Origin of the sequence: Lysobacter sp. Root983, assembly GCF_001429345.1 — a bacterium.
In the GTDB taxonomy this organism is placed as follows: domain Bacteria; phylum Pseudomonadota; class Gammaproteobacteria; order Xanthomonadales; family Xanthomonadaceae; genus Lysobacter.
This window is the reverse complement of record NZ_LMJO01000012.1, coordinates 707,145-729,111: the sequence shown is the minus strand read 5'-3', so window position 1 is coordinate 729,111 and position 21,967 is coordinate 707,145. Positions and strand designations below refer to the sequence as shown.

General features: G+C 69.5%; 22 protein-coding genes and 1 tRNA gene. 4 read left to right on the top strand and 19 right to left on the bottom strand.

What is annotated here, in order from left to right; translation table 11 throughout:
* Positions 1–44: 44 nt before the first annotated feature.
* The 3 genes from ASE43_RS10670 to rplM all read right to left on the bottom strand — a co-directional run bounded on the left by ASE43_RS10670 (position 45) and on the right by rplM (position 998).
* Positions 45–119: transfer RNA gene (locus ASE43_RS10670), tRNA-Gln, on the bottom strand.
* A gap of 42 nt (positions 120–161) precedes the next feature.
* Positions 162–554: a 30S ribosomal protein S9 gene (gene rpsI / locus ASE43_RS10665; protein WP_056178853.1), complete on the bottom strand. Its 393-nt coding sequence runs from the start codon at positions 552–554 to the stop codon at positions 162–164.
* A gap of 15 nt (positions 555–569) precedes the next feature.
* Positions 570–998 (bottom strand): 50S ribosomal protein L13, encoded by a 429-nt coding sequence (gene rplM, locus ASE43_RS10660; RefSeq protein WP_056178849.1) that lies wholly within the window; start codon positions 996–998, stop codon positions 570–572.
* A gap of 179 nt (positions 999–1,177) precedes the next feature.
* Between rplM and ASE43_RS10655 the strand changes: the two genes are divergently transcribed.
* Positions 1,178–2,362 (top strand): (Fe-S)-binding protein, encoded by a 1,185-nt coding sequence (locus ASE43_RS10655; protein ID WP_057160431.1) that lies wholly within the window; start codon positions 1,178–1,180, stop codon positions 2,360–2,362.
* A gap of 9 nt (positions 2,363–2,371) precedes the next feature.
* Positions 2,372–3,016, top strand: coding sequence for a 2-polyprenyl-3-methyl-6-methoxy-1,4-benzoquinone monooxygenase (gene coq7 / locus ASE43_RS10650; protein ID WP_057160430.1), 645 nt, complete (start codon positions 2,372–2,374; stop codon positions 3,014–3,016).
* Between the two features lie 108 nt (positions 3,017–3,124).
* On the opposite strand, the gene speD is transcribed toward coq7, so the two are convergent.
* Positions 3,125–3,916 (bottom strand): adenosylmethionine decarboxylase, encoded by a 792-nt coding sequence (gene speD, locus ASE43_RS10645; RefSeq protein WP_056178839.1) that lies wholly within the window; start codon positions 3,914–3,916, stop codon positions 3,125–3,127.
* 243 nt (positions 3,917–4,159) lie between these two features.
* On the opposite strand from speD, the gene crp reads away from it, so the two are divergent.
* Complete coding sequence (gene crp / locus ASE43_RS10640) at positions 4,160–4,825, top strand: cAMP-activated global transcriptional regulator CRP (protein WP_036148366.1); 666 nt, start codon at positions 4,160–4,162, stop codon at positions 4,823–4,825.
* 14 nt (positions 4,826–4,839) lie between these two features.
* The gene (locus ASE43_RS10635) at positions 4,840–5,301 is read left to right on the top strand and encodes a GNAT family N-acetyltransferase (RefSeq protein ID WP_082576477.1); all 462 of its coding nucleotides are present in this window, start codon (positions 4,840–4,842) and stop codon (positions 5,299–5,301) included.
* Between the two features lie 433 nt (positions 5,302–5,734).
* Here the strand turns inward: ASE43_RS10635 and ASE43_RS10630 are convergent, their stop codons facing one another.
* The 15 genes from ASE43_RS10630 to trpE all read right to left on the bottom strand — a co-directional run bounded on the left by ASE43_RS10630 (position 5,735) and on the right by trpE (position 21,860).
* Positions 5,735–6,475, bottom strand: coding sequence for a haloacid dehalogenase-like hydrolase (locus tag ASE43_RS10630; protein WP_056178833.1), 741 nt, complete (start codon positions 6,473–6,475; stop codon positions 5,735–5,737).
* Positions 6,472–7,263: an indole-3-glycerol phosphate synthase TrpC gene (trpC, locus tag ASE43_RS10625; RefSeq protein WP_057160429.1), complete on the bottom strand. Its 792-nt coding sequence runs from the start codon at positions 7,261–7,263 to the stop codon at positions 6,472–6,474. The genes ASE43_RS10630 and trpC overlap by 4 nt, the downstream gene beginning before the upstream one ends.
* Entirely contained in the window at positions 7,260–9,071 is a 1,812-nt protein-coding gene (locus ASE43_RS10620; protein WP_057160428.1) for a Mur ligase family protein, read from the bottom strand. The genes trpC and ASE43_RS10620 overlap by 4 nt, the downstream gene beginning before the upstream one ends.
* Positions 9,072–11,861, bottom strand: coding sequence for a cyanophycin synthetase (gene cphA / locus ASE43_RS10615; protein WP_056178825.1), 2,790 nt, complete (start codon positions 11,859–11,861; stop codon positions 9,072–9,074).
* A 12-nt stretch (positions 11,862–11,873) separates the two neighbouring features.
* Entirely contained in the window at positions 11,874–12,716 is an 843-nt protein-coding gene (locus ASE43_RS10610) for a cyanophycinase (protein ID WP_056178822.1), read from the bottom strand.
* Positions 12,717–12,735: 19 nt separating this feature from the next.
* Complete coding sequence (gene iadA, locus ASE43_RS10605; protein WP_057160427.1) at positions 12,736–13,947, bottom strand: beta-aspartyl-peptidase; 1,212 nt, start codon at positions 13,945–13,947, stop codon at positions 12,736–12,738.
* Positions 13,940–14,290 carry an antibiotic biosynthesis monooxygenase gene (locus ASE43_RS10600; RefSeq protein ID WP_057160426.1) on the bottom strand — a complete coding sequence of 117 codons (351 nt, stop codon included), beginning with the start codon at positions 14,288–14,290 and terminating at the stop codon, positions 13,940–13,942. The genes iadA and ASE43_RS10600 overlap by 8 nt, the downstream gene beginning before the upstream one ends.
* A gap of 33 nt (positions 14,291–14,323) precedes the next feature.
* Positions 14,324–15,355, bottom strand: a complete 1,032-nt coding sequence (gene trpD / locus ASE43_RS10595) for an anthranilate phosphoribosyltransferase (RefSeq protein ID WP_057160659.1) — start codon at positions 15,353–15,355, stop codon at positions 14,324–14,326.
* A gap of 28 nt (positions 15,356–15,383) precedes the next feature.
* Positions 15,384–15,731 (bottom strand): hypothetical protein, encoded by a 348-nt coding sequence (locus ASE43_RS10590; RefSeq protein WP_056178812.1) that lies wholly within the window; start codon positions 15,729–15,731, stop codon positions 15,384–15,386.
* A 1-nt stretch (position 15,732) separates the two neighbouring features.
* Positions 15,733–16,314 (bottom strand): aminodeoxychorismate/anthranilate synthase component II, encoded by a 582-nt coding sequence (locus tag ASE43_RS10585; RefSeq protein ID WP_057160425.1) that lies wholly within the window; start codon positions 16,312–16,314, stop codon positions 15,733–15,735.
* 402 nt (positions 16,315–16,716) lie between these two features.
* Positions 16,717–18,090, bottom strand: coding sequence for a HAMP domain-containing sensor histidine kinase (locus tag ASE43_RS10580; protein ID WP_057160424.1), 1,374 nt, complete (start codon positions 18,088–18,090; stop codon positions 16,717–16,719).
* The gene (locus tag ASE43_RS10575) at positions 18,087–18,761 is read right to left on the bottom strand and encodes a response regulator transcription factor (protein ID WP_057160423.1); all 675 of its coding nucleotides are present in this window, start codon (positions 18,759–18,761) and stop codon (positions 18,087–18,089) included. The genes ASE43_RS10580 and ASE43_RS10575 overlap by 4 nt, the downstream gene beginning before the upstream one ends.
* A 142-nt stretch (positions 18,762–18,903) precedes the next feature.
* Positions 18,904–19,089 (bottom strand): hypothetical protein, encoded by a 186-nt coding sequence (locus ASE43_RS10570; protein WP_056178800.1) that lies wholly within the window; start codon positions 19,087–19,089, stop codon positions 18,904–18,906.
* Between the two features lie 182 nt (positions 19,090–19,271).
* The gene (locus tag ASE43_RS10565; protein WP_057160422.1) at positions 19,272–20,054 is read right to left on the bottom strand and encodes an SIMPL domain-containing protein; all 783 of its coding nucleotides are present in this window, start codon (positions 20,052–20,054) and stop codon (positions 19,272–19,274) included.
* Positions 20,055–20,369: 315 nt separating this feature from the next.
* A complete protein-coding gene (trpE, locus tag ASE43_RS10560; protein ID WP_056178795.1) occupies positions 20,370–21,860 on the bottom strand; it encodes an anthranilate synthase component I in 1,491 nt (496 codons plus the stop codon).
* Positions 21,861–21,967 lie beyond the last annotated feature (107 nt).

Sequence of the window (21,967 nt, the reverse complement as noted above, 5' to 3'; positions counted from 1 at the left end):
TTGTTGCCGATCCGCGCCGTCGCCGGCATGGATCGATCTTGTTGTGGCAGCCCCGGATGGATTCGAACCACCGAATGCCTGAGTCAGAGTCAGGTGCCTTACCGCTTGGCGACGGGGCTATAGAACAAATCTTAGCAAAAAACGCAGGATTGCTACTGCGATTAACGCTTCGAGAACTGGGTAGCGCGACGTGCCTTGTGCAGGCCGACCTTCTTACGCTCGACTTCGCGGGCGTCGCGGGTCATGAAGCCGGCCTTGCGCAGCTCGGACTTCAGGGTTTCGTCGTACTCGACCAGCGCACGCGCGATGCCGAGGCGGATCGCACCGGCCTGGCCGGTGATGCCGCCGCCGGCGACCGTGACGCTGACGTCGAACTTGTCGCTGGACTGGGTCAGCTCGAGCGGCTGGCGCACGATCATGCGCGCGGTCTCGCGACCGAAGAACTCTTCGATCGAACGCTGGTTGATGGTGATCTTGCCCTCGCCCTTGCGCAGGTACACGCGAGCGGTGGAGGACTTGCGGCGGCCGGTGCCGTAGTTCTGCTGGATAGCCATGTGCGTGTCTTTACCTTAGATGTCCAACGGCTGCGGCTGCTGGGCAGCGTGCGGATGCTCGGAGCCCTTGTAGACCTTGAGCTTGCGATACATGGCGCGGCCGAGCGGATTCTTCGGCAGCATGCCCTTGACGGCGATCTCGATGACGCGCTCCGGGTGGCGCTCCAGCGCCTGGCCCAGGGTTTCGCTCTTCAGGTTGCCGACGTAGCCGGTGAAGCGGTGATAGATCTTGTCCTGGAGCTTATTGCCCGTGACAGCGATCTTCTCGGCATTGATCACCACGAGGTAATCGCCGGTATCCACGTGAGGGGTGTAGACGGGCTTGTGCTTGCCGCGCAGACGGCGCGCGAGTTCGGAGCTCAAGCGGCCGAGCGTTTTGCCCGACGCGTCGACGATGTACCAGTCGCGCTGGACGGTCTCGTTCTTAGCGGTAAAAGTCTTCATGGAAGTCTGCTATGGGTACCTGGTCGGGCTGATTTCGCGCATCTCCCCGACCTGCGATCAGGGCGGGCGCGGCGCGGAATTTCGCCTCGCGTTGTGAATGTGGAACGAAAGAGGCGGAATGATAGCGGGGTCGGGCCAGGCCTGCAAGTCGAGCTGAACCGGTGCTAGCATCGGGGGTCATGTCCGCCGCCCGCCCGCCTTCCGCCGACCCGCTGGTGGCGCTGGCCGACCGTTGCGTCCAGTGCGGGCTGTGTCTGCCGGCCTGCCCGACCTACGGCCACGACCGCCTGGAAGCCGAATCCCCGCGCGGCCGCATCGCCGTGGCGCGGGCCTGGGCGCTGGGCACGATCGAGCCCAGCACGATCGCCGACACCCACCTGGACCACTGCCTGGGCTGCCGCAGCTGCGAAGCCGTATGCCCGGCCGGCGTGCAGTATGGCGAGTTGCTGGGGCTGGCGCGCAGCCGTCAGCGTCAGCGCCGCCCCGCCGGCCGCCGCCAACGCTGGATCGAGGCCCTGGCCGCGCGTCCGCGTGCGCTGCGCGCCCTGCTGGGGCTGTATCGGCTGGCCTACCCGGCCCTGCCGGGGGCCTGGCGGCCGCTGCCAAGGCCGCCGGCGCCAAGCCTCGCGGCCGCGCTCCCCGCCTCAACGGGCTCGCGCGGCGAACTCGCGCTGTTCGTCGGCTGCGTCGCCGGCCCGTATGAGACGGCGCTGCGCGACGCGGTCGCCCGCCTCTGCGGCCATCTGGGCTATCGGATACGCCCGATCGCCGCGCAAACCTGCTGCGGCAGCCTGCATGCGCATGCGGGCGACGCCGAGCGCGCGCAGGCCCTGGCCGCGCGCAACCGCGCCGCGTTCGCGGGCGTGGGTACCGTGCTCAGCCTGGCCAGTGGCTGCCACGAAGCGCTGGCGCAGGCCTTGGACCCGGGCGCGCGCGTGGTCGACGCGGTCGCCTTTCTCGAACCGCAGGCCGACGCGCTGCGCCTGCGCGCGCTGCGCGAACGCGTGGCCCTGCACCTGCCCTGCACCCAGCGCAACGTGGTCGGCTCGGTGCCGGCGCTGCGCCGCCTGCTGGCGCGCGTGCCCAGGCTGGACGTGGTCGAACTCGACGCCGGCTACGGCTGCTGCGGCGCGGCCGGCACCCAGATGCTGACCGAGCCCGAGCGCGCCGACGACTACCGCGCGCCGCTGCTGCGCCAGTTCGCCGACAGCGGCGCGAGCCGCCTGCTCAGCGCCAATATCGGCTGCCGGCTGCACCTGGGCGCGACGCTGGCGACGCCGCCGCTGCATCCACTGGAATTCCTGGCCGCGCTGATCGAGGACGCCGCGCCCGATTCACTGCCGGCGAACGCCGCCGCGCCGTAAACTGCGCGCATGAACACGATCCGCGAGCTGTCTCCCCTGGACCGCCTGCTCAGCGATGCGCAGCGCGCCCTCGACACCGTCTTCGGCGCGCCCTACGCCGCGCGCCCCAACCCGGCCGCCGATACCGCCCAGATCGAGCTAGACGACAGCGAGCGCCGTCACGCCGCCGGCCTGATGCGCATCAACCACGTCGGCGAGGTCTGCGCGCAGGCGCTGTACTGCGGCCAGGCCGCGGTCGCGCGCGACGCGGCCACGCGCGAGCACCTGCTCGAAGCCGCGCAGGAGGAAACCGATCACCTGGCCTGGTGCGCGCAGCGCCTGAACGAACTCGACAGCCGCCCCAGCCTGCTCAACCCGCTTTGGTACGCCGGCAGCTACGCGATCGGCGCCCTCGCCGGCCTGCGCGGCGACGGCTGGAACCTGGGCTTCGTGGTCGAGACCGAACACCAGGTCGAGGCCCATATCGACGAGCACCTGGAATCGCTGCCGGAAGCCGACGCGCGCAGCCGCGCGATCCTGCGCACCATGAAGGAAGACGAGGCCCGCCACGCCGCCAACGCCGAAGCCGCCGGCGCGCGCCTGCTGCCGCCGCCGGTACCCAGCCTGATGGCGGCGGCGTCGAAGCTGATGAAGGCGGTGGCTTATAGGCTGTGATTCGGGATTCGGGATTCGGGATTCGAAAAAGCAAAAGGCCCGCCATTGGCGGGCCTTTTGCGTTCTTGCTCTATCGAATCCCGAATCTCGAATCCCGAATCCCGGCCCTCAATCGACCAGATTGCGGCCATGGAACAGCTCTTCGATCTCGCGCTTGAGCCGCGCCTCGATCTTCATGCGTTCCTTGAACGACAGGTTCTTGGCCTTCTCCTCGAACAGGTAGTTGTCGAGGTCGAATTCCTTCAGGTGCATCTTGGTGTGGAAGATGTTTTCCTGATAGACGTTGACGTCGAGCATCTCGTAGCGCGACTTCACGTTCTTGGCCAGGTAATCCTGGATCGAGTTGATCTTGTGGTCGATGTAGTGCTTCTTGCCCTTCACGTCGCGGGTGAAGCCGCGCACGCGGTAGTCCATGACCACGATGTCGGACTCGAGGCTCTCGATCAGGTAGTTCAACGCCTTCAGCGGCGAGATCACGCCGCAGGTCGCCACGTCGATATCGGCGCGGAAGGTCGCGATGCCGTTGTCCGGGTGGGTCTCCGGATAGGTGTGCACGGTGATGTGCGACTTGTCCATGTGCGCGACCACGGCGTCGGAGATCACGCCCTTGGCCGCCGACTTGTCGATCACCGGCTCTTCCGAGATCAGGATCGTCACCGAAGCGCCCTGCGGATCGTAGTCCTGGCGCGCGATGTTGAGGATGTTGGCGCCGATGATGTCCGCCACATCCGTGAGGATCTGGGTCAGTCGATCGGCGTTGTAGGCCTCGTCGATGTACTCGATGTACCGCTGGCGCTGCTCTTCCGAGACCGCGTAGCAGACGTCGTAGATGTTGAACGAGAGGGCCTTGGTGAGGTTGTTGAAACCTTGCAACCTCAGGCGCGGCAACGGCTTGACCACGGTAGGGGGATCCCGGTCGGACGGCGAGGGCGTGGATTATGCGGCAAACGGCAGCGGGGGGAAACGCGCCGCTGTCACCCCGCGGTCACAAGTCGGAGACCTGGGCGGCCAGGGGACTGCCCATATCGGCCCGGGGTGACGTAGAGTGCCGCAGGGTGACGCTATTTGCCCAATCCCCCGGTTCGTCCTAAGCTCACTCGATAACCTAAGCCCAATCCCATGTCCGCCAATCCGGTAGCCCCCTTGACTGCCCTGCGCCGAACCAATAGCCCGTTGCTGCCCGACGGCGCGACGATCGAACGCTTCCTGGCGCACTGCCACCGCCGACGCTACCCGTCGCGGACCGACGTGTTCCGCCCGGGGGACCCCGCCAGCACGCTGTACTACGTGGTTTCCGGCTCGGTGAGCATCATCACCGAGGAGGAAGACGGCCGTGAACTGGTGCTGGGCTACTTCGGCCCCGGCGAGTTCGTCGGCGAGCTGGGCCTGTTCATCGAGAGCGACCATCGCGAGGTGATCCTGCGCACGCGCAGCACCTGCGAGCTCGCCGAGATCGGCCACGAGCGCCTCTACGACCTGCTGCTGACCCGTCTGTCGCTGGACGCGCCCAAGCTGCTGTACGCGATCGGCGCCCAGATTTCGCGCCGCCTGCTCGACACCAGCAGGAAGGCCGGCCGCCTGGCCTTCCTGGACGTGACCGACCGCATCGTGCGCGCCCTGCACGACCTGGCCAAGGAACCCGAGGCCATGAGCCATCCGCAGGGCACCCAGCTGCGGGTGTCGCGCCAGGAGCTGTCGCGCCTGGTCGGCTGCTCGCGCGAAATGGCCGGCCGCGTGCTCAAGAAACTTCAGGCCGACGGCAAGCTGCACGCCCGCGGCAAGACCGTCGTCCTGTACGGGACGCGCTGAGCCGCCCGTCCACGATGGGTCGCGCCGCCCCTTCCGCCGAGACCGCACCCCGGGTGCGTCCGGCGGAATTGGGCGATGCCCACGATGTCGCCCGCCTGCTCGGCGACCTGGGCTATCCCTGCAGCCGCGACGAAGCGGCCGAACGCATCGCGGTGGTCCGCCACGACCCGCGCCAGCACCTGCTGCTGGCCGAGATCGACGGCGACGCCTGCGGCCTGATCTCGCTCTACACCCTATATTCGGTGGTCCACGGCACCGAGCTGGCGCGCATCACCGCCCTGGTGGTGTCGCCGGCCTGCCAGCGCCAGGGCGTCGGCCGGCGCTTGCTGCGCGAGGTCGAGCAGATCTCGCGCCGCGTCGGCGTGGCGCGGATCGAGGTCACCAGCAACCTGCGCCGCGAGGAGGCGCATGCCTTTTATCGCGATTGCGGCTATAGCGACGGCTCGCTGCGCTTCGTGAAGGCGCTGGGCGACTAGCCCCGCCGACAGCCGCTTGGGAGCGCTCGTAGGGTGTGGCGAGCGTAGAGAACCGCACCGACGCCGCCTCCCGAGCCCCGCAACGATGCGGTTCGCTGCGCTCACCGCATCCTACGGCGCTGCGCTGGAAGGTCCGCGCCCGGCGCATTTGCGCGTTCGCGGCCCGCACCGCGCCTGCCCCGAGGCCATCGGGCTCTAAGACTTTAGTCGGGTGCGGAAAGCGCAGCGACCCACGCCGTATGCGACCTCGATACCGCGCGGCGATGCGGTTCGCTGCGCCCACCGCATCCTACGGGACCGCCGCGGATTGGGCGTCTCGCCGCTGTGCGTGCTTGCGCGGATCGCGGCCCCCCACAACGGGGCGCCCTGGCTCTCTGTGGGAGCGGCGTAAGCCGCGATTACGAAACCTGGCGGCCTGTGCGAGGCCGCGGCCCTAGCCTGCCGCCGACGCCACCGCGTCGCCGCCGCGGCCGGGGCAGCCCCAGTTGAGGATGGGCGTGCCCGGCGGCAGCACACGCCGGAACATCTCGATGCGGCGCGGCTTGGGGTTGACCACCACCGGCCGGCGCGCGGCCTTGAGCAGCGGCAGGTCGGCGCTGCTGTCGGAATAGGCGACTTCGACCGGCGCGGTGTAGCCGGCCTCGCGCAGCATGGTCATCTTCATTTCGGAATGGCAGTGGCGCAGCGCGCCGACCGCGCCCAGGCGCGCGCCGACCAGGGTGCCGACCACCGGCACGTCCTCGTGGGCGACGAAGGCCAGGATCGCGCGCGCCAATTCCGGCGGCGCGCCGGTGGCGATCACCACCCGGTCGCCGCGCTCGCGGTGGTGGTGCAGCACGTCCAGCGCCACCGGCAGCAGGCGGCGGCGGATTTCGTCGGTGTGCGCGGCCACGTAGCGGTCGATGGTGGCGTCGAACTCGCGCCGCCCGCCCATGCCGACCGAACCGACCCAGACGAAGCCGGAAATGCCGACCCGGCGGGTCGGCAGGTAGGCGATCATCGGCCCGAACAGCGGCGCGATCAGCAGCGCCAGCAGCTGCCGCCACCACGAGCGCCGGATCAGCCAGGCGAACAGATGGCTGCCCGAATCGCCGTCGTAGAGGGTGTGGTCGAAGTCGAACACCACCAGCGGCGCGTCCTCGCGCGCGGGCGGGAAGCGCCCCGCCGCGCTCATGCCGCGAACAGCCGCTGCAGGGCCGCGCCCGGGTCGCGCTCGCGCATGAAGCTTTCGCCGATCAGGAAGGTCTCGATGCCGGCGCCGCGCATCTTGGCCACGTCGGCGCCGGTGGCGATGCCGCTCTCGGTGACCAGGGTGCGATCGCGCGGCACCGCGTCGCGCAGCGCGATCGTGGTGTCCAGCGAGACCTCGAAGGTGCGCAGGTTGCGGTTGTTGACGCCGATCAGCTCGCAATCGGTCTGCAGCGCGCGTTCGAGCTCGTCGATGTCGTGGACCTCGACCAGCACGTCCATGCCCAGTTCCATCGCCAGGCCGGCCATTTCGATCATCGGGCCGTCCTCGAGCGCGGCCACGATCAGCAGGATCGCGTCGGCGCCGATCACCCGCGCCTCGTAGACCTGGTAGGGATCGATGGTGAAATCCTTGCGCAGCACCGGCAGCGCGCAGGCCGAGCGCGCCTCGCCCAGGTAGAGGTTGCTGCCCTGGAAGAAATCCACGTCGGTCAGCACCGACAAACAGGCGGCGCCGCCGGCCTCGTAGCTGCGCGCGATCTGCGCGGGCTGGAAGTCGGCGCGGATCAGGCCCTTGGACGGGCTGGCCTTCTTGACCTCGGCGATCACCGCGGCCTCGCCGACGGCGTGCTTGCGCTTGATCGCGTCGACGAAGCCGCGCGCGGGCGCCTGCTGCGCCGCGCGCGCGCGCAGGTCGTCCAGCGAGCGCACCCGGCTGCGCTGTTCGATCTCCTCGACCTTGCGGGCCAGGATCGTGCGCAGGACATCGGTCATTCCATCATCTCCACATCGCCCTCCAGGGGCTGGCCGGGGCGCCATTGTCCCAGTTGCAGCCGATCGAGCAAGACGACGACCGCATCGCGGGCCTCGCTGTTGTGGATGGGCAGCACCAGCACGTCGCCCGGCCGGGCCCAGCGCAGCAGGCGGGTGGCGGCCTCGACCTCCTGCAGGCAGACCTCCAGCGCGTCCTCCGCCAGGCCGTGGCGCAGCAGCTCGTCGCGCAGGATCCCGGCGACCTCGCCCTCGGCGCGCCCGCGCAGGTAGCCCTCCATGTCCTTGAGCACCACCCGGTCGGGGCGGAAGCCGGCCGCGACCGCCGCCAGCTCGCGGATGTCGCGGTCCTCGCGGTTGCCGGCCTGGCCCAGCAGCAGGCCGAGCCGGCGTGCGGGCCGGGCCGCGACCTCCAGCAACTTGCCCAGGCCGTCCGGGTTGTGGGCGTAGTCCAGATAGACCTCGCTGTCGCCATAGGCCCAGCGCTGCAGGCGCCCGGGGTTGTCGCCGGGCGCGGCGCCGAAGCGCGCCAGCACCTGGGCGATGCGCTCGGGTGCGACGCCCAGCGCGGCGGCCGCGAGCGCGGCGCCGGTCAGGTTGGCGAGGTTGTAGGCGACGCGGCCGCCCAGGGTCAGCGGCATCGCGGCGACCTCGCCCAGGTCGTGATCGTGGCCTCGGTAGTGCAGCCGCAGGCGGCCGTCGCGCACGCCGCAGGTCGCGCCGCCTTGCTCGCGGTGCGCACGCAGGCGCGGATGCGCCTCGTCCAGCGCGAACCAGCCGATCCGGTGCGGCAGCGCCGCGCCGTGCCGCACCAGCAGTTCGTCGTCGGCATTGAGCGCGAGCAGGCCGTCCTCGGCCAGGCCACGCGCGACGGTGAGCTTCACCTGCGCCAGATCGTCGAGAGTGTGGATGCCGTATTCGCCGAAATGGTCGGGGCTGATGTTGGTGACCAGGGCCACGCGCGCATCCTGCGGGGTCAAGCCGCGACGTAGCAGGCCGCCGCGCGCGGTCTCCAGGATCGCCGCTTCGACGTCGGGGTGGCGCAGCAGGGTGCGCGCGCCGACCGGGCCGGAGTAGTCGCCGCCGTCGATGCACTCGCCGCCGACGTAAAGGCCGTCGGTGCTGCTGTGCGCGGTGTTCCAACCCTGCGCGCGCGCCATCGCCGCGAGCAGGCGCACGCTGGTGGTCTTGCCGTTGGAGCCGGTGACGATGGCCTTGGGGATGCTGCGCAGCAGCGGCCAGGGCACTTCGTCGGCCGCCGGCAGCGCATCCAGGCTCCAGGTGCGGCTACCGACACCCTCGCCCAGCGACAGCGCCTCGTCGTCGCTGTAGGCGAGCACCTCGCGCGCTTGCGCCTGCTCGATCAGCGCCACCAGGTCGGCACGCGCCTCGGCGCGCGCCGCGGCTTGCAGGGTGCGCAAGGCATTGTCGCGATCCCAGTACGCGGCGTGGCCTGGCGCGTGCGGCGGCAACGCGGCTTGCGCGATCGGGCCGACCGCGTCGATCCAGGCCCATTCGTTGATTTCGGTGGCGCTGTACAGGCAATCGACCGGGGCCACGAACGCCAGCGATGCGCCGCTGGCATGCTCGCGCACGACGACGTCGCCCGCTTGCGGCCAGCGCAGCAGATCGCGGGCATCGGCGATGTTCCGCCGCCAGCCTGCGAGCGCCGGCGCCTGCGGCCGCTCGCCGCGCGTCTCCAACACCGCGCCAGGCCGATCGAAATACAGATTCGCGCCGGTCAGCCGGCGCGAATCCTCGAACGGGAACTCGTACTCCGGTAGCGCTGCCGCTTTGGATTCGGCCGTCACTCAGTCGCTCTCTTCGCGCTCGAAGCGCAGGCCGCGTTCGTCGCGGACCACGCCTTCCATGGCCGCGACCACGGCCTCGTCCAGGGTCTGCTCCAGCGGCGGCAGCTCGATCCGAGCGGCCGCGGCGGTCATGCCGCCCTCGGGCTGGAAGTGGATGATCTGCTTCCACGAACGCGCCAGCGCGTCGGCGAACACCAGCAGCAGGTCGCCGGACTGGGCCATGCGCAAGGCGGCGTCGATCGCGGCCTGCTCGTCGGGAATGAGGGTGATCGCATCGTCGCTCACGCCGCGCGCCTGCAGGGCCTTGGCGATGATGCGCGGCACTTCGTCGCCGTCGCGTCCGCGCAGGCCGTCGTCGCGGCGGCAGATGTAGTGATCGAACTTGCCGGCCACCGCCTCGGCGATCGCGTGCAGGTCCTCGTCGCGGCGGTCGCCGGGGCCGGCGACCACGACCAGGCGGCGCCCGGCCACGTCCAGGCGCTGGGCCAGATCGGCCATCACCCCGACCGCGTGCGCGTTATGGCCGTAGTCCATGAGCACCTTGAACGGATGCTCGTTGTAGACGTTCATGCGCCCCGGCGCCTGGAAGAAGGTGGTGTCGAAGGTGCGCAGGCCGTGGCGGATCGCGTCCAGCTTCATGCCCAGCGAGAACGCCATCGCCGCGGCCACCATCGCGTTCTGCACGTTGTGCAGGGCGCGGCCTTCCATCGTGGCCGGGATCAAATGCGTCCACAGCAGCGGGATGTGGCTGCCCTTGTCGTACAGGGTGATCATGTGGCCGTTGACGCCGGCTTCGAGCGCGCAGGCGCGGCCACCGGCGCGGATGTGCTCGCGCACCAGCGCGTGGGCCGGGTTCATGGTGACGTAGCAGATCACCTTGGCGTCGGTGTAGGCCGACATCTTCAGCACGTTGGGATCGTCGGCGTTGAGCACCGCGCAATCCTTGGCCACCTCCACCACCACGCGCTTGACCTCGGCCAGTTGCTCCAGGGTGTCGATGCCCTTCAGGCCCAGGTGGTCGGATTGGATGTTGATGACCGCGCCGACGTTGACCTCGGACACGCCCATGCCGGCGCGCAGCAGGCCGCCGCGCGCGGTTTCCAGCACCGCCAGGTCGATCTGCGGATCGGACAGCACCATGCGCGCCGACACCGGCCCGGTCATGTCGCCCTCGACCGTGCGCTGGCCGTCGATGTAGACGCCGTCGGTGGTGGTGAGGCCCGGGGTGTAGCCGGCCATCTTGGCGATGTGCGCGAGCATGCGCGCGGTGGTGGTCTTGCCGTTGGTGCCGGTGACCGCGGCGATCGGCACCCGCGACGGTGCGCCGGGTGCGAACAGCATGTCGATCACCGGGCCGGCGGCGTCGCGCGGCGTACCCTCGCTGGGCGCGACGTGCATGCGAAAGCCGGGCGCTGCGTTGATCTCGCAGATGCCGCCGCCGGCGTTCTTGTAGCTCTCGGCGATGTTGGGCGAGATGAAATCCACGCCGCCCACGTCCAGGCCGATCGCGCGCACCGCGCGCACCGCCATGTCGCGGTTGTCGGGATGGATGATGTCGGTGACGTCGGTGGCGGTGCCGCCGGTGGACAGGTTGGCGGTGGAGCGCAGGTAGACGACCTCGTCGTCGGCCGGCACCGATTCGGCGGTGTAGCCGACGCGTTCCATCATCAGCACGGCCTGCGCGTCCAGCTCCAGCCGGGTCAGCACCTTCTCGTGGCCGACGCCGCGGCGCGGGTCCTGATTCACCGCCTCGACCAGCTCGGCGATCGTGCGCTGGCCGTCGCCGACCACGTGCCCGGGCGTGCGCCGGGTCGCGGCGATCAGCTCGCCGTTGACCACCAGCAGGCGATGATCGTCGCCGCCGACATAGGTCTCGACGATCACCGAGCGCGAATGCTCGCGCGCGGCCTCGAAGCCGGCCCGGATTTCGTCGTCGCCGGAGATGTTGATGGTGATGCCGCGGCCGTGGTTGCCGTTATAGGGCTTGGTCACCACCGCGCCGCCGAGCTTGCGCGCCGCGCGCACCGCGCCGGAGGCGTCGGTGACCAGTTCCTGGCGCGGCACCGGCAGGCCCAGCGAGGCCAGGATCTTGTTGGTCTCTTCCTTGTCGCTGGCCAGCTCGACCGCGATATGCGGGGTGCGGCCGGTGATCGTGGCCTGGATGCGCTGCTGGTACTTGCCGTGGCCGAACTGGATCAGCGACTGGGTGTTCAGGCGCAGCCACGGAATCCCGCGCTCCTCGGCCGCGCGCACCAGCGAGGCGGTCGACGGCCCCAGCGCGCGGCGCTGGGCGTAGCGGATGAAGTCGTCGCGCGCCGATTCCCAATCCCAGTCCTCGGGCACGCTGCCGGCCGGACGCAGTTCGGTCGGCAGCAGCGAGCTGAGCAGCTTCAGACCGAGCTCGCCGGCGGCGATGCCCTCCTCGCGCTGGGCGTACTCGTAGACCACCGAGTACACGCCGGGGCGGTCGTCGCCGACGCTGCGGGTCTTGCCGAAGGTGACGTTCTCGCCGGCGACGTTCTGCAGCTCGATCGCGACGTGTTCGAGCACGTGGCCCAGCCAGGTGCCCTCGTCCTCGCGCAGACGGCGCACGAAGCCGCCGGGGGCGCGGTAGGAGCAACCGTGTTCGGCCAGCCCGGGCAGCGCCGCCAGCAGGCCGTCCACGAAGGCCGGCCCCAGGCGCGCGGTAGGCCAGGCCTCCAGCGCCTGCAGGTCCAGTTCCAGCCGTATGACCGGAAAATGCGCATAGAGCGAAGGGCCGACGTAGACGGTGCGTTCGAGTATGCGCATGTGAACCTCACTTCATGTCTTGGGTGGTGCCAGAGAACCGGCGGATGCTTTGCGGGTGTTGAGATTGAACGTGGCGCCCTTGGTGAGGATATGCACGCCCAGGCCGAGCAGGCACACCGGCTCGTTCTCGCCCACCAGATGCATGGACGAGAACTGCAGGCCGTCGGCGTCGACCACGGTGACCGAACCGCTGCCCTCGACCTCGATCGTGTTGTCGGGCGCGATGAAGGCCGCCGTGTCCTCGTCCAGACCGATCCCGACCGCGAACGGGTTGTAGGCCAGCGATGCCACCAGACGACCGAGACGGTCGCGCTGACGGAAGTGCTGGTCGATCACCACGCGATTGGTCAGACCCAGGCCCGGCGCGAGCCGGACGCTGTTGGCGCGCGGCGACGCCCCTTCGACACCGTAAGCGATCATGTGCTCGCTGAGAATACTGGCGCCGGCGCTGGTGCCGCCGACGGTCACGCCCTGCGCGTTGCGGGCGCGGATCGCTTGCGCCACCGGCGTGCCGCCCAGCATGGTCGAAATCCGGATCTGATTGCCGCCGGTGAAGAAGATGCCGCTGGCGCGCTCGATCCGGCGCACCCGGCCCGGTTCGTGGCAGTCGCGGCGGGTGTCGAAGTCCATCACCTCGACCTCGGCGGCGCCTAGCTCGCTGAACAGCTTCTCGTAACGGTCGCCGGTATCGGCCAGACGACTCGCCGTGGGAATCACCACGATATCGGCCGAGCGGCCGCCACTGACCTGGAGGAAACGCCGCAGGATGGCGGTATCGTTCTCTTTGTCTTCCGCTCCGCCGATCGGAACGATCCAACCCCGTTGTTCGCCATCGGGGATTTTGCTGGGTGCCATCCTACTTACTCGCTTCTACTTAAACTTGATCGGAATGCCGCGACGGGGTTTCGAACTGGCCATGGCGCAACAGCGCGCCATCGCGTACATGCGCCGTCCCGCCTATGAACACATCATGCGCCGCACCGCGCGAGTCCAGGGCGACCAGGTCGGCGTCGGCGCCGACCTCGATCCGGCCCTTGCGGTCCAGGCGCAGCAGGCGCGCGGGGTTGAGGGTGTAGGCCGGCAAGGCGCGCTCCAGCGCGACGCCGCGCGCGAGCACCGCGTTCAGGCTGTCCAGCAAGGCGCCGGACTCGCCCACGTCCATGCCGCACACGCGCCCATGCGCGTCGAAGCACGGCAGGCAGCCGCCGGCGTCGGAACTCACCGTCACCCGCTCCGGCGGCGCGCCGCTGTCGAGATAGCGTTGCAGCGCCTCATCGGCGCTCCAGGCGTCCTCGCCCTCCTCGACCGGGAACGCGGTGATGTCGATCCAGCAACCGCGGCGCGCGAGTTCCAGCGCTTCCTCGAACAGCGCCTTGCGCCGGTTGACGTGAGTGGGGTTGAACACGCGCGCCGGCAGTTCGCTGCGCTCCAGGGCCTGGCGCACCAGCTCCAGCCCGCGCGCGCCGTCGCCCAGGTGCAGATGCACGATGCCGGCCTTGCCGGTCATCAAGCCGGCGACGTGCGCTTCCGAGGCCAACCGCAGCAGTTCGTCCAGGATCGGCTGGCTGGAGCGGTGGTCGCTGATCGCGACCTCGCCCACGCCGAGCAGGGGTTCGATGAAGGCCACGTCGCCGCGCACGCTGCCGGTCAGGGTGGTCGGCGGCAGGTGGTAGCCGCCGCAATAGCCCCATGCGTTCAAGCCTTCTTCGCGCAGCGCGTAAATCGCCGCGACCAGTTCGCGCGTGCTGCGCGCCAGATCGTCGGTGCCGAGCAGGCCGACCACGCTGGTCACGCCGGCGCGGGTGTAGCGCGACAGCATCGGCGCGGGCACGCGGGTGCGGAAACCGGCTTCGCCGCCGCCGCCGGTGACGTGCACGTGGCCGTCGATCAAGCCGGGAATCAGGCGCCGGCCTTGCAGGTCGATGCTCTCGACCTGCAACTGTGCGGGCAGCGCGGGCGCGTCGGCGCCCATCCACAGGATCCGGCCGCCGCCCAGCAGCAGTTGCTGCCGGCCCAGCGGCTGCGGCGCATAGACCTCGGCGTTGCGCAGTAGGCGCATTCCGGCCTGCGGCGCGGCGTCATTCATCCTGCGGTCCCTTGGTCCAGCCGTAAGCGCGCTCGACCTTGGCCACGCGCAATTCGTAGCGACCATACCAGTGTTTGCGGCCGCGTTCGCGGGTGGCTGCGTGCTCGAGATTGCGCTTCCAGGCCACGATCGAGGCCTCGTCCGCCCAATAGCTGACGGTGATGCCGAAGCCGTCCGCGCCGCGCGTGGATTCGACCCCGAGGTAGCCCGGCTGCTGCGCGGCCAACTCGACCATGCGGTCGGCGGCCTCGCCGTAGCCGGCGTCGTCCTGCTCGGTGCGACGCGAACTGAAAATCACCGCGTAGTACGGCGGCGCGGGCAGTGCGGCGAAGGGTTCGCTCATGGTCGGACTCGCTGGCGAAGGCTGGCGAAGGGGTCAGGACGCCAGCCGCCGGGTCGCAGCGACGAACTCGTCCAGTTTGGCGCGCGCGGCGCCGGAGGCGAGCGCGGCGCGTGCGCTCGCGATGCCTTCGGCGATGCTGTCGACGGTGCCGGCCGCGTACAACGCGGCGCCGGCGTTGAGGGCGACGATCTCGCGCGGCAGGCCGTCGCGGTTCTCCAGCGCCTGCAGCAGCATGGTCTTGGATTCGGCCGCGTCGGCCACGCGCAGATTGCGGCTGGCGGCCATGGCGATGCCGAAGTCCTCCGGATGCACTTCGTACTCGCGCACCACCCCGTCGCGCAACTCGCCGACCAGCGAGCCGGCGCCCAGCGACAGCTCGTCCATGCCGTCGCGGCCCCAGACCACCAGCGCGCGCCGCGCGCCCAGTTCCTGCAGCACGCGCACCTGGATGCCGACCAGGTCGGGGTGGAACACGCCCATCAGGATGCTGGGGGCGTTGGCCGGATTGGTCAGCGGGCCGAGGATGTTGAACAAGGTGCGTACGCCCATTTCGCGCCGCACCGGCGCGACCACCTTCATCGCCGGATGGTGCACGGGTGCGTACATGAAACCGATGCCGGTGTCGGCGATGCACTGCGCGACCTGTTCGGGCTGCAGTTCGATCGCCGCGCCCAGGGCCTCGAGCACGTCGGCGCTGCCGGACTTGGACGACACGCTGCGGTTGCCGTGCTTGGCGACCTTGGCGCCCGCGGCGGCGACCACGAACATGCTGGCGGTGGAGATGTTGAAGGTGTGGGCGCCGTCGCCGCCGGTGCCGACGATGTCGACCAGGCCGCTGCGGTCGGCGACCTCGACCGGACGCGCGAATTCGCGCAGCACGGTGGCCGCGCCGGCGATCTCGCCGACGGTTTCCTTCTTCACCCGCAGGCCGGTGAGAATGGCCGCGGTCATGGTCGGCGAGACTTCGCCGCGCATGATCATGCGCATCAGCTCGACCATCTCGTCGTGGAAGATCTCGCGATGCTCGATCGTGCGCTGCAGGGCTTCTTGCGGAGTCAGGGGCATGGCGCGGTCCGGATTCAAAGCTCTCAGATCAGAGCGAGGCGTGTTCGAGGATTTCCTGGCCCATCAGGACGCAGTCGTTGCCGAGGCGGTAGTACTCCAGACGCATCCGGTACTGGCCCTTGTAGACGTAACCCCAGACTTCCAGCACGTCGAAGCGCTGCTTGGCATTGGCCGGATTGACGATGGACGGCAAGGGCTTGGCCGGTCCGGACACTTCGGCGCGATCGTCGTCGTCGGTGTGGAAGGCCAGCAGCTTCTTGGCCTGAATCACCGCGTCGGCGGCGCAGGCGTTGCTGGACGGCTTGGTCGCCGCGTGCGCGCCCAGGGCCGGCACGGCCAGCAGCGCGAGAGCGAGGGTCAACTGCATGCGGGTCATCTCAACGCTCCAGGAAGTTCTTGAGCAGGGCGTGGCCGTGCTCGGTCAGGATCGACTCGGGGTGGAACTGCACGCCTTCCACCGGATGCTCGCGGTGGCGCAGGCCCATGATCTCCTCGAAGCTGCCGTCCTCGTGCTCGGTCCAGGCGGTGATTTCCAGGCAATCCGGCAGGGTCTCGCGCGACACCACCAGCGAGTGGTAGCGCGTGGCCTCGTAGCGGTCCGGCAGCCCGGCGAATACGCCCTGGCCCTCGTGGCGGATGCGCGAGGTCTTGCCGTGCATGATGGTCTTGGCCCGGATCACGTCGCCGCCGTAGGCCTGGCCCAGGCTCTGGTGGCCCAGGCAGACCCCCAGGATCGGCACCTTCGCGCCGAGTTCGCGGATCAGGTCCAGCGACACGCCGGCTTCGTTGGGCGTGCACGGACCGGGCGAGATCACGATCCGCTCCGGCTGCAACGCAGCGATCTGCGCCACGCTCAAATCGTCGTTGCGGATCACTTTCACCTCCTCCCCCAACGCCTGCAGGTACTGCACGAGGTTGTAGGTGAAGCTGTCGTAGTTATCGATCATCAGTACGGACATGACGCGTCTCGAAAGCGTTGGGGGCCGGGGCTGGGGAGGCGGACATCGGGCTGCGGACCGCCACGCGCGGACACATCCGGCGACGGTCGCGGGCCAGCGAACGCCAGCCCACGATTATCCGGCCGCGGGCGGCCCACGGGAAATAACGATCGCAAGGGGGTGCGGCGCGGGGACGCGCGGCCGTCAGGCGAGGCTGGACAGCGGACGGCGCGGGCTTGCAGCGAAGGCGATGGAGTCACGCGGGGTTTCCCGGAAGGTCGACGGAACGCAGACAGCGGCAGCACGCCACCATCGCCAGCCCGGGACGGCCTTGGACGGGAATTGCGGGTTCGCGCGAACGATCATGGCCCTACTGTAGCCGCTTCCCGGCTTAGACGCGACGGGGCCGGACCCGCGCCGGCGCTAACCGCGGCCGGTCTCGGCCGCGCTCAGCGCGATGCGCACTTCCAGCCCGGGCGCGTTGTCGCCCAGGCTGACATGGCCGCCATGGCGGTGGGCGATCGCGCGCACCAGGCTCATGCCCAGGCCGGTGCCGGGCGAGCCGCGGTGCGCTTCCAGGCGCTGGAAACGGTCGAACACGCGTTCGCGGTCGGCCGGCGGAATGCCCGGGCCGCGGTCGCCGATGGCCAGCGTCACCGTGCCGCGCTCGCGACGCAGGCGCACCTCGACCTCGCTATCGGCCGGCGCGTACTTGACGGCGTTGTCGAGCAGGTTGACCAGCATCTGGAACAGCTGGTCGGCATCGCCGCGCACCGTCGCCGACGCCTCGTCGGCGCGCGGCAGCTGGGTGCGCAAGACGATGCCGCGCTCGCCCGCGCTGGGCGTGTACAGCTCGACCGCGTCGCGCGCGAGTTCGGCCAGGTCCAGTACCGGCTCGTCGTGCACCGGCGGCTGGGCCTCGATCCGCGCCAACCGCAGCAAGGCGCCGAAGGAATGCAGCAGTTGGTCGGTTTCGGCGATCGCCGCGTCCAGCTCGGCTTCGCGGCCGGCATCGTCGGGGCGGTCGCGCAGTTCTTCCAGGCGGTTGCGCAAACGCGTCAGCGGCGTGCGCAGGTCGTGGGCGATGTGGTCGGTGGCGTGGCGCACGCCGCCCAGCAGCTCGCCGATGCGGTCGAGCATGCCGTTGAAGCGGCGCGCGAGGCGGTCGAAGGCGTCGTCGCTGCCGTCCAGGGCCACGCGCAAGGCGAGCTCGCCGCCGCCCACGCGCTCGGCGGTGTCGTCCAGGCTGCGCAGGCGCCGCGACACCCAGCGCGAGGTCAGCCAGCCGATCAGCGCGCCCAGGGTGGCGGCGACCAGCAGCGCGGCCAGCGCGGTGCGCAGCATCAAGGCCAGGAAGCGCCCCTGCGAGCGCAAGCGCACGCCGGTCAACAGGGTGTCGCCGCCGGACAGGCGCTGCAGTTGCGCGACCACGCGCAGGCGTTCGTCGCCGTCGCGCTCGACGAATTCGGTCCAGCGCGTGCTGGGCGCGCGCGCGATCGCATGGCCTTCATAGCGGCCCGCGAGCACGCGCCCGTCGGCGGCGATCAGGGCGTAAACCGCATCGGGATCGTCCTGCGCGTCCAGGCGCTCGCGCAGCTCGGTCCGCAGCGCTTGCCGGCCGTGTTCGCGGTACAGCTCGACCAGGCCGGCGGCGTCGGCGCGCACGACCTCGCGTGCGTCCTCGACCAGCAGCGCCGACACCGCGTAGTGCACGCCCGCGCCCAGCAGCACGAACGCGAGCAGGAAAGAGGCGGTGACCGCCAGCGCCAGCCGGCCGCTGGTGGAACGCAGGGTCATGCGCCCAGCCGGTAGCCGGCGCCGCGCACCGTGTGCAGCAGCGGTTTGGGATAGCCCAGGTCGATCTTCTGGCGCAGGCGGCTGATGTGCACGTCGATGACGTTGGTCTGTGGGTCGAAGTGATAGTCCCAGACCGCTTCCAGCAGCATGGTGCGGGTGACCACGCGCTCGGCTTGGCGCATCAGGTATTCGAGCAGACGGAACTCGCGCGGCTGCAGCTCGATGCGCTTGCCGCCGCGGCGGGCCTCGCGGCTGAGCAGGTCGAGTTCGAGATCGGCCACGCGCAAGCGCGTCGGCTCGCTGCCGCCGGCGCTGCCGCGGCGCAGGATGCTGTCCAGGCGCGCGCTGAGCTCGGCGTAGGCGAAGGGCTTGACCAGATAGTCGTCGGCGCCGGCGCGCAGGCCCTCGACGCGGTGATCGACCTCGCCCAGCGCGGTCAGCAGCAATACCGGGGTGCGGTTGCCGGCGCCGCGCAGGGTCTGCAGCAGGACCAGGCCGTCCAGCCCGGGCAGCATGCGGTCCAGCACGAGCGCGTCGTAGGTTTCGGTGGTGGCCAGGAACAGGCCGTCCTTGCCGTTGTCGGCATGGTCGACGGTGTGCCCGTCCTCGCGCAGGCCCTTGGCGATGAAGCCCGCGGTATGGGGATCGTCTTCGATCAGCAGAACGCGCATGCCGACTCCCGGTGTCGCAAAAAGAATACCCCGCCGGGAGGAAGCCGGCGGGGCAGCCACCTGGGGTCGAGGTGGGCTTCGGGGACGGGTGGAACGGTCGAACGCAGGAGAACGCTATGGCGGTACGGCGATTACGAAGCGATCAGCTCTTCTTGGCTTCGGTTGCGGCGGTCTTGGCCTCGGCCTTCTTGGCCTTGTGGGCCTTGTGCTTGACGGCGGCGGTCTTGGCCGGAGCGGCGGCGCCCGGCGCGGGGGCCGGAGCGGCGGCGAACGCGGAACCGGCGACGGCGGTCAGGGCGAGCGCGATCAGGGCATTGCGGACGTTCATGGTGAGGCTCCTGGACGATGGATGGGGAACACGGGATATCGGGTTCTTGCCGTTGGGGTCTGCCCCAGCGCAGGGTCAGATTGCGCGCCGGGCGTTGCCGGCGAGCTTTCGGGCGCATGAACTATCCGTAATGTTCGGCGCGGACCGTTGCGGCCCGCGCAGGGTCCGAAACCGAGACGGCCTCAGTCTTCGAGCAGGAAGACGGTGTAGATCTTGTCCTGGAAATCGACGTAGCCGGCCTGGAACGAAGGCGCCTGGTTGGCGCCGATACGGCTGCCGGTGACCTGGATGCGCTCCAGTCTGCCGAAGCCATCCGAATAACCCTGCGTGTCCCAGGCGTACTGCGCCGGCCAGGAGCCCTCGCGCACGCCGTACTGAAACTGCGGTGCGACATCGGACACGCTGTAGACGCCGCCGAGGCGGGCGCCGTAGGCCTTCGCGATGACCTCGGCTTTCTCACGCGAGGACTCGATGCTTTTCTGGCGCAGCTGACGCTGCAGCTCGGCCTCGCTCGACAGTTCGGTGGCGACACTGGAGATCGACAGCTCGTTCGAGGTCTTGAGCGTGCCCAGAAACTGCTCCAAAGTTTCCTTGCTATCGAAGCGCGCGCTGAGCGTACGGCGCACACCGGTACCGACGAAGACCTGCTCGTTCAACCTGTCGTCGTGGCGCCGACGGGTATCGACCTGCATCGAAGTCGCGACGATTTCGTTGTCGGCCACGCCCGCGCTCTTGAGCTGGGCCAGCACCTGCTGCAGTCGGGTTTCGACGCGGCGGCGCGCCGCGGCTGGGTCGACGTCGATCGCCTCGAACTGCAGGGCGATCTTGAACCGGTCCGGCACCGCGCGTGCCTGGGCATCGCCGTAAACCAGGATATGCCGCGTCGGCGGCAAGGCGTTGACCTGCGCCTGCGCGGCGGTGGAAATGAAAGCCAGGCCGAGCAAGGCCAGGGTACGCAACTTCATGTCGCCTCCTTGATGACGATCGTGGTGTCGATGCTGAACGCGCTGCCGTCCGGGGTCGGACGGGGCACCTGTATCGCAACGGGCGAAGTCGGAGTCCGGGGTTAGCGGATAGGACGCGCACGAGCTATCGACCCGCGCGAACCGCTTTGGGGTAGGAGCGGCGTAAGCCGCGACAGGTCATGCGCTTGCGTCGTGAGATGCGCGCTGGCGTCGCCGTGTGGATGTCGCGGTCGCGGCTCACGCCGCGCCTACCCCACAGCAAATGCGCGTGAATGGAGGCGCGCCGCGAAGCAGCGGCGCGCGGGCGACGCGTGCTTACAGCCCGCGCGCCGCCTGGGCCACCGCGCGGAACAGCGCGCGGCCCTTGTTCATCGTCTCTTCCCATTCCTTCTGAGGGTCGGAGTCGTAGACGATGCCGGCGCCGGCCTGGATGGTCAGGCGGCCGTCCTGGATCACCGCGGTGCGGATCGCGATCGCGGTGTCGGCGTCGCCGTGCCAGCCGATGTAGCCGACCGCGCCGGAATAGACGTTGCGCTTGATCGGTTCGAGTTCGCGGATCACTTCCAGCGCGCGGATCTTGGGCGCGCCGCTGACCGTGCCGGCCGGGAAGGTCGCGCGCAGCACTTCGGCGTAGCTCAGGCCTTCCTTCAGGCGGCCGGTGACTTCGCTGACGATATGCATCACGTGGCTATAGCGTTCGATCACGAACTGTTCGCCCACCTGCACCGTGCCGGCCTCGGCGACCCGGCCGACGTCGTTGCGGCCCAGGTCGATCAGCATTAGGTGCTCGGCGCGTTCCTTGGGATCGGCCAGCAGTTCGGCTTCGAGCGCGTTGTCCTCTTCCACGGTCTTGCCGCGCGGACGGGTGCCGGCGATCGGACGCACGGTGATTTCGCCGTCCTGCAGGCGCACCAGGATTTCCGGCGACGAACCCACCACCTGGGTTTCGCCGACATCGAGGAAATACATGTAGGGCGAGGGGTTGAGCGCGCGCAGGGCGCGGTACACGTCGACCGGGCGCGCCTTGAACGGCACGCTCAGGCGCTGCGACAGCACCACTTGGAAAATATCGCCGGCGCGGATCAGTTCCTTGGATTTCTCGACCGCGGCGATGAAGCCCTCGCGGGTGAAACCGGACACGAAATCCTCTTCCTCCAGCCCGACCGAGTCCAGGGTTTCCGGATAGCCGGCGCCGGCGTGGCGCAGGCGATGGGTGAGCTGGTCGAGGCGGCGGTTGGCGCGGGCGTAGGCCTGCGGCTCGCTGGGATCGGCGTGCACGATCAGGTACAGCCGCCCCTTGAGATTGTCGAACACCGCGACTTCCTCGCTCTGCATCAGCAGGATGTCGGGCGTGCCCAGCTCGTCGGGCTTGTGGCTGCCGTCGGCCTGCGGCGCGGCCAGGCGCGGCTCGATGTACTGGATGCATTCGAAACCGAACCAGCCGACCAAGCCGCCGGTGTAGCCCGGCAGGCCCTCGATGCGCGGCACCGAGTGCGCGGCGCGCAGGCGCTCGACTTCGGCGAACGGATCCTCGACGGTGCGGGTCTCGAGCAGTTCGCCCAGTTCGGTCACGAACAAGGTGTGCCCGGCGAAGGCGTACACGCGCTTGGCCGGCAGACCGATGATGGAATAGCGACCGAAGCGTTCGCCACCCTCGACCGATTCGAACAGATAGGTGTGCGGGCCGTCGGCGAGCTTGAGGTAGACCGACAGGGGCGTGTCGAGGTCGGACAGGACCTCGCGCACGACGGGAATGCGGGTGTAGCCGTTAGCGGCCTGTTGCTGGAAGAGTTCGGGCGAAATCACGCGGCGGTTCCTTCATGGACGAGTGGGCAGGAGCGACGATGGCCGACGGCCACCATCGCCAACCCACGTCGGCGCAAAAGGAATGCGGGTTCGCCCAGGCTTTCATG